This is a genomic window from Helcococcus kunzii ATCC 51366 (assembly GCF_000245755.1).
GTDB classification, from domain to species: Bacteria; Bacillota; Clostridia; order Tissierellales; family Peptoniphilaceae; genus Helcococcus; species Helcococcus kunzii.
In genome coordinates, this window is sequence record NZ_JH601088.1 from 1236760 (window position 1) to 1251464 (window position 14705).

20 protein-coding genes are annotated in these 14705 nt (G+C 28.6%); all 20 read right to left on the minus strand.

Going from position 1 to position 14705, the window contains the following annotated elements; all coding sequences use genetic code 11:
• Positions 1 to 164 precede the first annotated feature (164 nt).
• The 20 genes from cas2 to rpsH all read right to left on the minus strand — a co-directional run bounded on the left by cas2 (position 165) and on the right by rpsH (position 14688).
• Positions 165 to 434: a CRISPR-associated endonuclease Cas2 gene (cas2, locus tag HMPREF9709_RS05570; protein WP_005398601.1), complete on the minus strand. Its 270-nt coding sequence runs from the start codon at positions 432 to 434 to the stop codon at positions 165 to 167.
• Between the two features lie 7 nt (positions 435 to 441).
• Entirely contained in the window at positions 442 to 1407 is a 966-nt protein-coding gene (gene cas1, locus HMPREF9709_RS05575) for a type V CRISPR-associated endonuclease Cas1 (RefSeq protein ID WP_005398602.1), read from the minus strand.
• On the minus strand, positions 1397 to 1948 hold the full coding sequence (gene cas4, locus HMPREF9709_RS05580; RefSeq protein ID WP_005398604.1) for a type V CRISPR-associated protein Cas4: 552 nt from the start codon (positions 1946 to 1948) through the stop codon (positions 1397 to 1399). Before cas4 ends, cas1 begins: the two co-directional genes overlap by 11 nt.
• Before the next feature lie 44 nt (positions 1949 to 1992).
• Positions 1993 to 5925: a type V CRISPR-associated protein Cas12a/Cpf1 gene (gene cas12a, locus HMPREF9709_RS05585; protein WP_005398606.1), complete on the minus strand. Its 3933-nt coding sequence runs from the start codon at positions 5923 to 5925 to the stop codon at positions 1993 to 1995.
• Between the two features lie 959 nt (positions 5926 to 6884).
• Positions 6885 to 7226, minus strand: a complete 342-nt coding sequence (gene rplQ, locus HMPREF9709_RS05590) for a 50S ribosomal protein L17 (protein WP_005398607.1) — start codon at positions 7224 to 7226, stop codon at positions 6885 to 6887.
• Between the two features lie 12 nt (positions 7227 to 7238).
• Entirely contained in the window at positions 7239 to 8210 is a 972-nt protein-coding gene (locus HMPREF9709_RS05595) for a DNA-directed RNA polymerase subunit alpha (protein WP_005398608.1), read from the minus strand.
• 26 nt (positions 8211 to 8236) lie between these two features.
• The gene (gene rpsD / locus HMPREF9709_RS05600; protein ID WP_005398609.1) at positions 8237 to 8824 is read right to left on the minus strand and encodes a 30S ribosomal protein S4; all 588 of its coding nucleotides are present in this window, start codon (positions 8822 to 8824) and stop codon (positions 8237 to 8239) included.
• A 15-nt stretch (positions 8825 to 8839) separates the two neighbouring features.
• Entirely contained in the window at positions 8840 to 9250 is a 411-nt protein-coding gene (rpsK, locus tag HMPREF9709_RS05605; protein ID WP_005398610.1) for a 30S ribosomal protein S11, read from the minus strand.
• Positions 9251 to 9260: 10 nt separating this feature from the next.
• The gene (gene rpsM / locus HMPREF9709_RS05610) at positions 9261 to 9605 is read right to left on the minus strand and encodes a 30S ribosomal protein S13 (RefSeq protein WP_005398611.1); all 345 of its coding nucleotides are present in this window, start codon (positions 9603 to 9605) and stop codon (positions 9261 to 9263) included.
• 12 nt (positions 9606 to 9617) lie between these two features.
• Positions 9618 to 9731: a 50S ribosomal protein L36 gene (gene rpmJ, locus HMPREF9709_RS05615; RefSeq protein WP_005398614.1), complete on the minus strand. Its 114-nt coding sequence runs from the start codon at positions 9729 to 9731 to the stop codon at positions 9618 to 9620.
• A 9-nt stretch (positions 9732 to 9740) separates the two neighbouring features.
• Positions 9741 to 9959, minus strand: coding sequence for a translation initiation factor IF-1 (gene infA / locus HMPREF9709_RS05620; RefSeq protein ID WP_005398615.1), 219 nt, complete (start codon positions 9957 to 9959; stop codon positions 9741 to 9743).
• Entirely contained in the window at positions 9949 to 10257 is a 309-nt protein-coding gene (locus HMPREF9709_RS05625; protein WP_005398617.1) for a KOW domain-containing RNA-binding protein, read from the minus strand. The genes infA and HMPREF9709_RS05625 overlap by 11 nt, the downstream gene beginning before the upstream one ends.
• A 5-nt stretch (positions 10258 to 10262) precedes the next feature.
• Positions 10263 to 10904 (minus strand): adenylate kinase, encoded by a 642-nt coding sequence (locus HMPREF9709_RS05630; RefSeq protein ID WP_005398618.1) that lies wholly within the window; start codon positions 10902 to 10904, stop codon positions 10263 to 10265.
• Positions 10905 to 10915: 11 nt separating this feature from the next.
• Positions 10916 to 12199, minus strand: a complete 1284-nt coding sequence (gene secY / locus HMPREF9709_RS05635; protein WP_005398619.1) for a preprotein translocase subunit SecY — start codon at positions 12197 to 12199, stop codon at positions 10916 to 10918.
• Positions 12200 to 12643, minus strand: a complete 444-nt coding sequence (rplO, locus tag HMPREF9709_RS05640) for a 50S ribosomal protein L15 (protein WP_005398620.1) — start codon at positions 12641 to 12643, stop codon at positions 12200 to 12202.
• 10 nt (positions 12644 to 12653) lie between these two features.
• Positions 12654 to 12836: a 50S ribosomal protein L30 gene (gene rpmD, locus HMPREF9709_RS05645; RefSeq protein WP_005398622.1), complete on the minus strand. Its 183-nt coding sequence runs from the start codon at positions 12834 to 12836 to the stop codon at positions 12654 to 12656.
• A 9-nt stretch (positions 12837 to 12845) separates the two neighbouring features.
• Positions 12846 to 13349 (minus strand): 30S ribosomal protein S5, encoded by a 504-nt coding sequence (gene rpsE / locus HMPREF9709_RS05650; protein WP_005398624.1) that lies wholly within the window; start codon positions 13347 to 13349, stop codon positions 12846 to 12848.
• A 12-nt stretch (positions 13350 to 13361) separates the two neighbouring features.
• Entirely contained in the window at positions 13362 to 13724 is a 363-nt protein-coding gene (rplR, locus tag HMPREF9709_RS05655) for a 50S ribosomal protein L18 (protein WP_005398625.1), read from the minus strand.
• Positions 13725 to 13737: 13 nt separating this feature from the next.
• Positions 13738 to 14274, minus strand: coding sequence for a 50S ribosomal protein L6 (gene rplF / locus HMPREF9709_RS05660; protein WP_005398626.1), 537 nt, complete (start codon positions 14272 to 14274; stop codon positions 13738 to 13740).
• Between the two features lie 21 nt (positions 14275 to 14295).
• On the minus strand, positions 14296 to 14688 hold the full coding sequence (rpsH, locus tag HMPREF9709_RS05665; RefSeq protein ID WP_005398627.1) for a 30S ribosomal protein S8: 393 nt from the start codon (positions 14686 to 14688) through the stop codon (positions 14296 to 14298).
• Between the last annotated feature and the right edge of the window lie 17 nt (positions 14689 to 14705).

The following is a 14705-nucleotide window of genomic DNA, read 5'->3' on the forward strand; positions in this document are numbered from 1 at the left end:
ATCTACAATAGTAGAAATTAATAGTATCTCTTAAAGAGCTAATACATATATATTCAATACAAGCGCTCCGAATGTCACTATAGTTAGTATTGCAATGCATAAACTCTCATTTAATGAATACATTTTTAGATATCCTTTAAGAAATTCTATATTAAGTATAGGGTTTATATAATAATTATATCATCATTTTCGTGAATTGGATACCCATAATTAATAATACTATTTTTATCAACTTTGTATATCATAACACTATCAGATTCCCTAAATTGTTTTTTAAATTTATTTTCAATTTCCGCTTTAATCAAATTTAATATTCTATCTGAATTTTTCACACAAAAAATGGAATATTGCACTCTATACCCGTATTTACTCAAATATTTTGAAAATCTAGTTCTTGTCTTATCATCTTTAATATCATAACTTACAAATAACATATCATACCTACCTAAATTTATATACCGGAAAATCGACGATATTTTTATTTTTCATAAATGCTCTATAATAATTTTGAACATACATAAACAAATCTTCTCTATTGTCGAGTATGGCTTTCATTAGACATCCAACATATTTTTTTGAATCTTTATAATTTAAAGTTACTTGAAAATTTCTAATAGTAAAATCATTATTATCAATCATATTAAGATTATTCATTTTCACAATTTGATAGTCTATAATCGGTCTAAAAGGTTCAATCATATCACAAACTAATGATTTTCTTTTATAAAATATTTTATGGTAAACCCCTATATACGAATCAAAACCAAAACATTTTAATAACGCTTCTATATAAGTAAATAATAGTGTATAACCTAAATCCATTAAACAATTATTAATGTCATGTTTTACTCTTGGTTTTCGACCTTTCCAATCTTTCCCAATAAATAACGTAGAAAAGTATAACCTTGATGCTGCCCCTTCAATACCAAGTAAAGATTTATCATCTTCAATACTATCAATTTTATTATAATATTCATCTAATTTTAGATTTACATTATTTAATATTAAGTTATCTAAATCAGATTTTTTTAATGCATATTTTTGATTTTCGATCTTATTTTTAACAAAATGCTTAGCAATATCAAAATTATTCTCATTATAAAATTGTCTTTGTCTTAAAAGTGTATTTCCTTCCAAAGGAATACAGAATGACTCAATAATTCTAAATGAATGTGAAAATAAAAAAATAGAATACCCAAACTTTTTTGCTCTATTTATCAAGGGAGTCGTTATATTATAATTTCCTACAATCCACAAAGAAAAAATTCTATAACCTGTGCTTTGCAAAATTATTTCACCATTATTATCTTCAACAATTAAATTGTCATTTTGTATTCTAAATTTTTCACCCTTATTAGTAAATACAATTATTATTTTCTTAAACATATAATCATTTCTACTCAACATCTGTACCTCCACATAAAGGATTATAAATACAATTTTCACACTTTTTTCTATTTGTTTGATTAAAATTTGAATAATCAAAATTATTGATTTGATTTATAACAGACTCGAACTTCTCAAACATTTCTTTATCTTCACAAGGTAACTTAATTTGATAATGTTTATGATCATCTATACTATATATTTCGATAGAATTAATTTTAAACCCCATTTCTAATAAAGAAAAATATTGTGCATATGTTTGAAATATATAACCATCAAATATTTGTTTTACTTTTTTCTTTCTTTCCACTATTTTGCCTTCATTAATATAAAACGTATCCAATTTCCCCGTTAAATTATATCGTTCACAATATAAAGATGTTCCTTGCAATACATTTTTGCTCGTTGAATATCTATTTTCGTCAACTGCAGAATGTGCATGACTTCCATTGATTTGACTTGTACTTTTATATATTCCGTCATTAAAGTCTAAATAGTAAGAATGGAAATATAATGACATAGGACAAAAAATAAAGTCATTAAGTTCAGCGAAAGTTATCATCTGTTCCATAATATTTGAGGGAGGTTAAACCTCCCTCCCTCCTTTTAACTTATAATAAAATTTATCCAATCTTCATTTTTAATTTTTAAATCAACTTTTGATTCATTTGAATTAACTATCCTATCTTTTAGTAATAATCCTTTTCTTGCAATGTTAAATGCTCCATTAGCATCTCCATTATTTGGAAGATTAGTTTTATCAATATCAATTTCATTAGAATTATAATAATTTCCATTATCATCTGCTGTAGGTGATATAATATAGTCATTTTCGAAATCATAGTTTCTTAACTGTACACTATATTTAAAAGTATCAAATAATGCTTTTAATATTTTTCTTTTAGCTTTTTCTTCTAAATTATCTATTAAAGGAATTATATCAATATTCTCGTAATCAATATTTAATTCCTTTAACTTATTTATGAGAAACTCCGTAGGTTGAACATAAAAATATTCTTTCTTTTTAGAATTATATGAAATCCTCTCACCTCTAGTAGATATTTTCCAATCTTTTGATTTGATATTGTTTAGTATTACTAGGTTAGCTTTTGCAAAATCTTTGTAATTAAATATAAACTTAAAATCTTCTTCTTCATTATCAAAATATATGTTTTTAAACTTCTTAATAAATTCCTCATACTTAGAACTATTAATAGACTTTAATCTAAATAAATTTGTAAAACCCGTCACAGGATCTATTACAGAAGTATATGCTGCAGGTAAATAAAATACAATACCATTTTGTCCTTGTAATTCTTGATATGCATCAACTGGATAACATGCTTGTATTGGATTTAGTATTCCTGAAGGTTCTAAATTTTTCCTTTCATCGTATTTTTCCTTAAATGATAAAGCAGAAAGTTTGTTCATTAATGCTAGTTCAAATTTTTGATATACTTGTCTCTCTACTTTGAATCTACCACGTTTAAAACCTTGATTAAGATTCTCCATGATAACAATAGCTTCATATTTTATTATTAATCTACTTAATTTATGAACTACGTGGCTTAAGTAACCATCTTTTAATTCTTTGATTTTATTTATATTTGTCCAATTTTTTCTAGCTCTATCTCTATCTTCTTCTCTTGTTCTTAGCTTATTTTGATAATCAACTTTTACTGTAGAATTATCAAATCTATTTTGCTCTAGAGTATTCAATGAACCTTGTTCAACAATGTTACCTTCTAAATCAATAACAGAGTAATAAAGTAGATGTCTTTCTCCTCTATCAATACCTATTATATGTTTTATTTCTCCGTCCTTTATCATGCCTTGAACAATTTGATTTACATTTTTATTGGTTTTAATATCCCAATTAAAAGTTATTGGAACATGGAAGAAAAATTGTGATTCAGAGTATCTTCTATCTTTTATTATATCAAATCTAGCTTCTTTATATTTTAATACATCTTTATTAAATAAGGCTATTGCTTCATCACTTAAATCTTCTCTACCGATTTTTTTATTTAAATATCTATAGCATTCATGATAAATATTTTCTGGAATAGTATTTCCTTCTTTATCGATTTTATTTAGTAAAATGCTACCTTCTTTATGAATAATTGGTTTCTTTTCTAATTTTTTTCTGTAAAAAATTTCTGCTTGGCCATTTAATTTTAATTTTCTAGTCCTTAAATTTTCCTCACTAAACATAGATAACCAATATAAAGTGTGTAAATTTTTCTTACCTTTACTCTCAGGACTAAAGTCTTTATTATATATTTGGAAAAGCAATAATTTTCCATCTTCAACTGCATTATCAATAGTATTTTCGTCAATTTTATTAAATAAAACTCTATATGCACAAGAATTGACATCTGCATAGAAGTCATTCAAGTTAACATACAGAGAAGTGTCTTTTAATGTACTAAAATCATACATTTCTTTATATGATTCCTTATTAGGACCTTTATATTTATATAAAAATTGTTTACAAAATTCTATCCACTTGTATATTGTATACAAATAATTTTTATTAGTATTGTTATCTTTATAGAAATCTTTTTTGTATTTTTTTTCTTTTTTTATATCATATATTTCTTTAGTTATTATTAAAGGACTTACATAACCATCTATTAATTGAAAATCAGATACATTATTTTTAAAATGCTCTTTAACTTTCTTTGTAAATGGATAATTTGGTATAGATTTACTAAATTCAGGAATTTGATTATAAATTAAAATCTCATAGATTTTTTTTGATTTATTTTTTTTATTTATTAATAGTTTATTATCAATTAATATACCTAAATAATAATATCCACCTTTTCTTAAAATAATACTTCTATTATCAGATATTTTACTTTCACTCCAACCATCTGCTAAAGTTGGAAAATCAAAATTAACTTTTATTTTATCTTTGTCTGAATGTTTTCTTGTCAAATAATTTCTTGTCAGATTATATAAAGGGATTATGTAATAATCAGAAATTACTTCATTTAACAAAGGATAAAATGTCTCATCTGTATCCAAATCATCATTACCTATTAACAATAATTTCCATTTATGATACTCTTCTAAATGTTTTTCCAAATATTCTTTAATAGCCTCTAACTTAATCGGACTACCATATATTGGGGCTTCAAATTCTGATCTCTCAATATTATTCATTTTAAATTTCTCTAATAAAACACTGAAAACATCAACTTCTTCAAATCCTTCAACTAAATTAACGAGCTCTTCAATTTCTCTTATATTTAGATATCTTTTTGCTTTGCTAGTTTCATCTAATTCAAGGTATTCTTTGTATTTCTTCTTTTCTTCTTTAGATCCTTCGGTTATTTTTACTGTATAACCTCTTCTAATTACATCCCATTGACCAAACAACATTTGTGAAAATTTTTGCGTATTTCTTGCGTCTATATAAACCTCTTCTTTTTTTATTGATTTTAAGGCATTATATAACCTTTCTATTTGTTCAAATAATGATGGGGAAACTTCAGTAGATTCAAAAAATGAAACATTAAATTTATTTATCCTATCTACTAAGTCATTATCATCTTCAATTTGATCAATTAAAAATGATGTTGATTCTGAGTATTCTAATATTTGCTTTCTTAATTTCGTTAATACACCTAATTTAACATTTTTTGTTTCAGGTTTTCTTCTTAACTGTTGTTGAGTAAGGTTCAATATTTCATTTATCCCTTGAACCTTCTCACCGTTTTCTTTTGTAAATCCACCTCTTATAGCTTGATATACATCTATTCCATCTTGAGTTATTACATAATTGAACCCATTAGGTGTAAAATAATCTTTAACGGATCTATTATCATCCAAAATATCTGCTTCTTTTAATTCATTTTCTAAGTTAGGAATTTTATTTTCAAGATATTCTATATTTTTATTAAAAATTTTTATATTATCATAATAGAATCCAAAATTTTCATTTACAGCTCTAAATGGAATTGCAGTTACTATATCTTTATCTGTAAATACATTTTTTCTTGTTTCCCAAAAGTTTTTTAATCTCGTTGTAAATTTACTATATAGATTTAAACCTTCCAAATCCTCTTCACTATAAGAATCATTATTATTAACAAAGTCTGGTAAAACTTCTAAAATAAATTGTTTCTTAAATAATTTGCCATACAATGCTTTATTATTTTTTATTAGATCTTTAGAATTTTTTTCACCACTCTTATCCAATTCCCCTGATAGAATATTGAATAAGACTTTTCTATATTGAGCTTGAATCATCTCTAAATTCTTTTGTGATTCTTTTTTTGAAGAATCTAACAGTTCATGAGCATCATATAATTTTTGCCAATCTAAATTTAAATCTGACAATTTTTCTTTAATATATTGTCTATAGTAATCATCAGAAATATTTTTTAGAATTGGATAAAAGTCAGATCTTTCGAAATCTTTTTCCAATTTTCCAAGTTTTTCTATATTTTCTAGTGTTTTTCCTACTGGTATTAGCTTAAATCTAATAGTTTTGGAAATTGAAACAATGTTACTTAATTTTTCAAACATTTATTTCTCCTTTTTTTTATTAATATTTTTAACATTTGCACATCATTAACTATTAAATGCTAATCTACCTTAGTAGAAATTATATATATATTACAAAAAATGATGTGCAAACGTTATATTAGCATTGTATATTTAAATGCATAATATGTCAATTATTTATTAATATGTCAATATTCAGTAATATTATTATATTAAAATATATAAAAAATCCTATAATAGCTAAATTTACACGTTTAATTTACTTTGTTATTTTATAGAGAAACATCACCTAAATATTTATGTAAATAAATATAAATCGTCTTATTGAAACTAAATATAAATAATTATTTGTCAACAGAGACTGTGAATTCGTAAACAATTCTGCAAATCTTTTTAAAATATTTCTAGTACTTTTTTTTCTTATTAATTTTATAAAGTCATTTACATCCATTTGAATCATTTTCTCGCATATACCCCACCTCTGTATCTATTGGACCATAAATATTATTTTTATGGTCTGTAAATCCCTCACCTCCGTATATCTAAGACCATAAATCTAATGGAAAAGCACTTAATATGTATATAAACCTAAAATTTTAGTCATTTTTCCTAACTTTTAGAATTAATATCTAAAAAAACATGGTCCGTAGCATACCCTTCCAGGGTATCTACGGACCATACTTTTTATTTTTATGGTCTAAATCTTACCCCCGTGTGGTATCCACAGACCATCTTTTCTTATTTCATATAAACATCAATCTTATAAATTTACACACATATCATTTAGATTATTTGGTTCTACAATAAAGATTCTATAATAAATAAGGTTGTACAATAAATAGTGTTGGTGGATAAATTTCATCAGCACATTCTAATCAACTCTTCCACCACCCCCCATTCCCACACATTAAAAAAGACTGTTTCAAAACAACTTTTCAGTCATTTTGCAACAGTCCTATTCATAAACTAACTTTTATCGACTAAACTAATTCTAGGATTGCCATTTCTGTGGCATCCCCTCTTCTTGGTCCCATTTTTAATACTCTAGTGTATCCACCATTTCTTTCTTTGTATTGTGGACCATATTCGTCAAATAATTTTTCTACTACGTCATTATTGTAGATGTAAGCTAACGCTTGACGTCTTGCATGTAAGTCACCTCTTTTAGCTAATGTGATCATTTTTTCAGCTAGTTTTTGAGCTTCTTTTGCTCTAGTAACTGAAGTAATGATTCTACCATTTTCTAATAGTGATTGAACAAGATTTCTTAACATTGCATTACGGTGGTCAGTTCTTCTACCTAATTTTCTTAAATCTGACATACTGCCTCCTAATTATTCTTCTTCACTATCATCTAATAACTCTAAACCTAAATCTTCAATTTTTTCTTTAACTTCTAGGAATGATTTCTTACCAAAGTTTTTAATTTTTGATAATTCGTTTACTGGCACTTCAAGGATTTCTCCAACTGTGTTTAACCCAGCTCTTTTTAGACAGTTAAAGGCTCTTAGACTTAAGTCCAATTCTTCTAATGTTAAAGATAATAATTGTTCTGTCTCATCTTCTTCTTCAACTTCTTCAACAACTGGTTCCTCTTGATCTAAATTAGGTAACTCTGTAAAGAAATCTAAGTAATTGATAAGAATTTTTGCACCATCTGAAACAGCTTCTTGTGGTGTGATTGTTCCATTTGTTATAACTTCTAAGATTAATTTATCATAATCAATTGTTTGTCCAACTCTTGTTTTTTCAACAATAAAGTTAACATTCTTAACTGGTGTAAATGATGAATCTATAGAAATTAAGCCAATAGGAGCATTCTCAATTTTATGTTGATGTTGATCAGCAACTGAGTATCCGTTTCCGTCAACTACAGTTAGTTCCATATGAATAGAACCTTCTTCGTTAACTGTTGCGATGTAGTGATCTTTATTTACAATTTCTAGATTTGCGTCTCCTGTAATATCTCCAGCAGTAACAATTTTTGGTCCATCAATATCTAATCTTAGAACAATTGGTTCTGGATTTTCTACTAATTTTTTAATTGCTATACCTTTAATATTAAGTATTATTTCAGGCACATCCTCTATAACACCTTTAACAGTAGTAAATTCATGTAATACACCTTCATCAAATTTTATACTTGATACAGCTGTACCAGGTAAGGATGAAAGCAAAACTCTTCTCATACTGTTACCTAGAGTAGTTCCGTAACCTCTTTCTAATGGAGAGATTACAAAACTTCCCATATTGTTGGCCTCATTAAGTTCTAAAATTTCTATTTTTGTATTTAGCTTTTCTATCACGGATTAGCCTCCTGTGCTTTAAACTATTATCTTGAATATAATTCTACAATTAGCTGTTCATTGATTTCAAAATCAATATCTTCTCTAGTTGGAATTGAATTTACTTTACCTTCAAGTTTTTCAATATCTACACTAACCCATTGTGCTTGGTTCCATACTTTATCTTCTGCATATTTGAAAATGCCGTTATTTCTTGATTTTTCTCTTACAGAAATTACGTCACCTTGTGATACAGTATATGAAGGAATGTCAACTTTCTTTCCATTAATTAGGAAATGTCCGTGAGCGATTAATTGTTTTGCTTCACTTCTTGTTTTAGCAAATCCCATTCTATATACAACATTATCAAATCTTAATTCTAATAATTGTAATAAGTTTTCACCAGTGATGCCTTGCATTTTTTCAGCTTTAGCATATAATTTTCTGAATTGTTTTTCTAAAACACCGTAAACAAATTTTGCTTTTTGTTTTTCTTTAACTTGTAAACCATATTCACTTAATTTGTTTCTACCTGTGTTTGGGTTTTTGTTTGATTTTTTATTAATACCTAGTACTTGTGGAGCAACACCCAAAGCTCTTGCTCTTTTAAGTACTGGACCTTTATATTTTGCCATATCTTAATATCCTCCCTATACTCTTCTCTTCTTAGGTGGTCTACAACCATTGTGAGGTATTGGAGTAACATCTTTAATCCTATTGATTTCTAAACCAGATGTTTGTAAAGCTCTGATTGCAGATTCTCTACCTGAACCAGGTCCTTTAACAAATACTTCAACTGTTTTTAATCCATGTTCCATAGCTTTTTTTGCTGCTTCTTCTGCAGCTTGTTGAGCTGCAAATGGAGTAGATTTTCTAGAGCCCTTGAAACCTAATTGACCAGCTGATGCCCAAGAAATAGCATTACCATTCATATCTGTTAACATAACCATTGTATTGTTGAATGTTGAGTTGATATAAGCTTGGCCTCTTTCGATTTGTTTTCTATCTCTTCTTCTAACACGTGCTTGTTTACCACGTGGAGTTTTTGTTGCTTTTGCCAAATTCTACCCCCTATTTCTTTTTACCTTTACGAGTTCTAGCATTGTTTTTTGTGTTTTGTCCTCTTACTGGTAAATTTAATTTATGTCTACGACCTCTGTAACTATTAATTTCACGAAGTCTTTTAATGTTCATACTGATATCTCTTCTTAGATCACCTTCAAGTGAATACTTGTCGATTTGTTCTCTAATAGCTGATAATTCGCTTTCTGTAAGATCCTTAACTCTTGTATCCGGATTTACTCCAGCATCAGATAATATTTGATTTGATCTTGATCTACCAATTCCGAAAATATAAGTTAAACCAATTTCAACTCTTTTTTCTCTTGGTAAGTCAACTCCTGATATTCTAGCCAAAGCTTTGCCTCCTTAACCTTGCTTTTGTTTGTGTTTTGGATTTTCGCAAATTACCATAACTTTACCTTTTCTTCTGATAATTTTACATTTTTCACACATTTTTTTAACTGATGGTCTTACTTTCATAAAATCCTCCTATTTCTTTCTCCAAGTAATTCTTCCCTTGGTTAAATCATATGGTGACATTTCAACTGTAACCTCATCACCTGGAAGAATTTTTATATAATTCATTCTTAATTTTCCTGAAATATGGGCATATATTTGATGACCATTTTCTAATTCTACTATGAACTTTGTGTTTGGTAATGCTTCTGCTACTTTACCAGTAACTTCTATAACTTCTTTATTTGACATCGATTAAGTTTTCCTCCTGTGTCTTTTCCTTTATATATCTCTTAACAATTAAATCATTAATTTCATCTTCTGATTTCATCTTATCAAAGTCTTCTATAATATGATTCATCTTCTGTAAATGTTTTTTATTCTTTTTCTTTGGATTGCTGATTTTTCTGTCATCTCCATTCACTACAAGAATATAATCCTCATCTACAATTTCATACACGATATAAACCTTATCTTTGTCGCGCCCTTGTTTAGAATAACAAAGCTGCCCAACACAATATCCACTAATATTTTTTTTACTTAACTTCATATGAATTACTTCAGAGAATTTTCTATTTCTAAATAAACTTCTTCTATTTCGTTATTACCATTAAATCTTTGTAATTTACCTGATTTTGTGTAATATTCAACTAATGGAGAAGTTTGTTCTTCATAAATTTCTATTCTTGATTTAGCAGTTTCTTCATTATCATCAGGTCTTTGTATCAATGTGCCTCCACATATATCACAAATACCTTCTTCTTTCGGTGGATGATTTACTACATGATAAGTTGCTCCACAATTCTTGCAAACTCTTCTACCTGCAATTCTTGAAATAAGAACATCTTTATCAGCATCAATATAAATTACTTTAGTCAATTCTTTACCATTTTCAGATAACCATTTGTCTAAAGCTTCAGCTTGATTAATATTTCTAGGATAGCCATCTAACATAAATCCATTTTCTGATGTTTCATTGCTCAATCTATCAAAAACTAATTCATTTGTTAAATCGTCTGAAACTAGCTCTCCTGCAGCAATGATTTCTTTAACTTTTAATCCCAATTCTGTTTCTTCTTTGATATTTTTTCTAAAAATATCTCCTGTTGAGATATGTGTAACACCAAATCCATCGATTATTTTATTAGCTTGTGATCCCTTTCCAACTCCTGGAGGGCCTAATAATATTAAAATCATATCAATCCCCTTTATTTATTTAAGAAACCTTTATAATGTCTCATTTGCATCATAGCTTCTAATTGATTTACTGTCTCAATTATAACACCAACAACGATGATTATTGAAGTACCACCTAATAATAGGTTAACACTCATAAAATGACCGAATAGTCTTGGTGCAGCTGCTATAATACCTAATCCTATAGCACCAATCATAGTAATTCTACTTACGATTCTTCCTAAATATTCTGTAGTTGGTTTTCCTGGTCTAATACCTGGGATGAAACCACCATTTTGTTGTAAGTTCTTAGAATATTCATAAGGATTAAATTGTATTGAGTTATAGAAATATGCAAATAGGATAACTAATGCAAATTGTACTATAACGAAAACTATTACTGAAATAGTTGAGTTTGTACTTAGATATTTTTGAACAAAATCTCTAAATCCACCACCAATTACTAATGCTAGTGTTTGTGGTAAAGCTAGTAATGATGATGCAAAGATTACTGGCATAACTCCACTCATATTTACCTTAATTGGAATATGTGTTGATGAACCACCATACATCTTTCTTCCTACTACTCTTTTTGCATATTGTACAGGAATTCTTCTTTCACCTTGTGTTAGGTATACTACAAATACTACGGATAAAAGTAATATTGCAATAAGTATAAGAGCTTTCCACCATTCAAATCCTGGAGCTCCATTTATTACACCTTTACCCCAAGTAATTATAGTGTTTGGTAGTCTTGATATGATACCTAAGAAGATAATCATTGAAATACCATTACCAATACCATGTTCTGTTATCAATTCACCTAACCAAACAACAAATTGTGTACCAGCTACTAATGCTGTAATAACAATAAGTTTTGGTAAAAATCCTTCAGCTGTAAATACTGAACTAAAGATACCTATAACAATACCATAAGCTTGTAATAGTGCTAATCCTAATGCTAAGTATTTTGTAATTCTTTGAATTTGTTTTCTACCTTGTTCACCTTGTTTTGAAATTTCTTCTAATGAAGGAATAGCAAATGTTAACAATTGAACAACGATAGAGGATGTAATGTAGGGACCAACCCCTAATGCAAATGCTGATAAACTATCTAAACTACCCCCTGTTACGGAGTTTAAGATACTTAATAAGCTACCAGCTTGTCCAGCATAAATTTGTTTAACAACACTTGGATTAATGAATGGTAATGGTAATACATTACCAAATCTAAAAATCGCAACTATCATTAATGTAAATAACATTTTTTTTCTTAAATCTTCTACTTTCCAGGCGTTGGCTAATGTCTTCAACATTTAGATCACCTCTACCCTTCCCCCTAGAGAAGTAATTTTCTCTTCTGCGGATTTAGAAAACTTATGTGATTTAACAACTAGTTTTTTGTCTAGTTCTCCAGAACCTAAAATCTTGATTCCGTCTTTTGCTTTAGAAGGTTTTACTAAACCAACTTCAAACAATAATTCTGGTGTTACTTCTGTTCCGTCTTCAAATCTATTTAATTGTGATAGATTAACTTCACCATATTGTTTTGCAAAAATATTAGTAAAGCCTCTTTTTGGTATTCTTCTATAAAGTGGCATTTGTCCACCTTCGAATCCCATTCTCACTTTATTTCTAGCTTTTTGACCTTTTTGTCCACGGCCTGATGTTTTTCCTAAGCCAGATGCGTTACCACGTCCTAATCTTTTCTTTCTCTTAACTTCTCCACCTGGTGCCGGTCTCAAATCATGTAATTTCATCGTACACCTCCTACTCAACTTCTTTAACTTTTAGCATAAAGTCGATTGATTTCACCATTCCTAAGATTGCAGGATTTGCTTCTTTTACAACAGTTTGTCCAATTTTCTTTAAGCCTAAAGCTTCAACAGTTTTAATATGTTTATCTAATCTACCGATTGTACTTTTTGTAAGTGTAATTTCTAATTTCGCCATTGCAACCTCCTAGCTTAGTATCTCATCAACACTTTTACCACGAAGTCTAGCTACTTCTTCAACTGTTTTAACTGATCTTAATCCTGTTAAAGTTGCGTTAACTATACTTTTAGCGTTTGATGATCCTAGTGACTTAGCACGAATATTTTGGATACCAGCTAATTCGCAAACAGCACGAACTGGTCCACCAGCAATAACTCCAACCCCTTCTTTAGCAGGTTTCAATAGTACTAAACCAGCACCTTTTTCACCATAAATTTCGTGAGGAATTGTTCCATTTACAATATTAATTTCTACAGCATTTTTCTTTGCGTCTTCAACACCTTTTCTAATAGCTTCAGGAACTTCATTTGCTTTACCAGTTCCGATACCTACTTTACCTTTTTTGTTTCCAACAACAACTAATGCTGAGAATCTCATTGTTCTACCACCTTTAGCTACTTTTGTAACTCTGCTGATAGAAACAACTCTTTCTTCAAATTCTGATACATTTTGTCTTTTGTCTTTTCTCATGTTTCCTCCCGACTAAAATTTCAAACCAGCTTCTCTTGCTGATTCTGCTAGTTCTTTTACTTTGCCGTGATATATATAACCTGATCTATCAAATACTACTGTATCAATACCCTTTTCTAATGCACGTTTAGCAACTAATTCACCTACTTTTTTAGCAGATTCAATATTTGCACCTACATGATCACCTTTTAATTCTTTATCTAATGTTGAAGCACTAACAAGAGTTACTCCATTAACATCATCAATAATTTGGGCATAGATATTAGCATTACTCTTATACATATTTAGTCTTGGTTTTTCAGGAGTACCGCTAAGATTTTTTCTAACTCTTAAATGTCTAGCTAGTCTATTTGATTTTTTATTAATTTTTGCCATTGTTTACTCCCTTCTACTTACCAGTCTTACCAACTTTTCTTCTAATGTGTTCGCCTGAGTATTTAACACCTTTACCTTTATATGGTTCTGGTCTTCTGTAAGCTCTGATTTTAGCTGTATAATCACCAACTAATTGCTTATCAATACCTTTAATGATAATAACTCTTTCACTTGGTACTTCTGTTGTGATACCTTCTGGATCTTCTAAAACTAATGGATGTGAAAAACCTAAACTTAGGTTTAATTTATTACCTTGTTTTTGAGCTCTATATCCTGTACCAACAATTTCTAATTGTTTGCTGTAACCTTCTGTTACACCTATAACCATATTTTGTATTAATGTTCTGTATAAACCATGTAATGATCTATCATTTTTTGATTCTGAAGGTCTTTCTACTGAAAGTTGTCCTTCTTCAATATTAACTTTGAAACCACTGCCAACTTCTTGACTTAAATTTCCTTTAGGTCCTTTAACTTCTACTAGACCGTCTGTAAATTTAATTTCAACACCTGCAGGGATTTCTATTGGTTTTAATCCAATTCTTGACATATCTTCCTCCTTGTTGAAATACTACCAAACGTAGCAGATCACTTCGCCGCCAACAGTTTCTTGTCTCGCTTTTTTATCTGTCATAACACCTTTTGATGTAGATATAATTGCTGTACCTAAGCCATTTAACACTTGAGGAACATCTTGTGCACCCACATATACTCTACGTCCTGGTTTTGAAATTCTTTTTAATCCTGAAATAACTCTTTGATCATCAACATATTTTAAGTCGATAGTAATTATTCCTTGTTTATCATCTTCAGTTACATAAAACCCTTTAATATATCCTTCGTCTAATAAGATTTGAGCAAGGTCTTTCTTCATATTAGATGCTGGAACTTCTACTGATTTATGTTTTGCTAAATTCCCGTTTCTAATTCTTGATAGCATATCTGCTATTGGATCAGTCATCATAAATATTTACCTCCCTC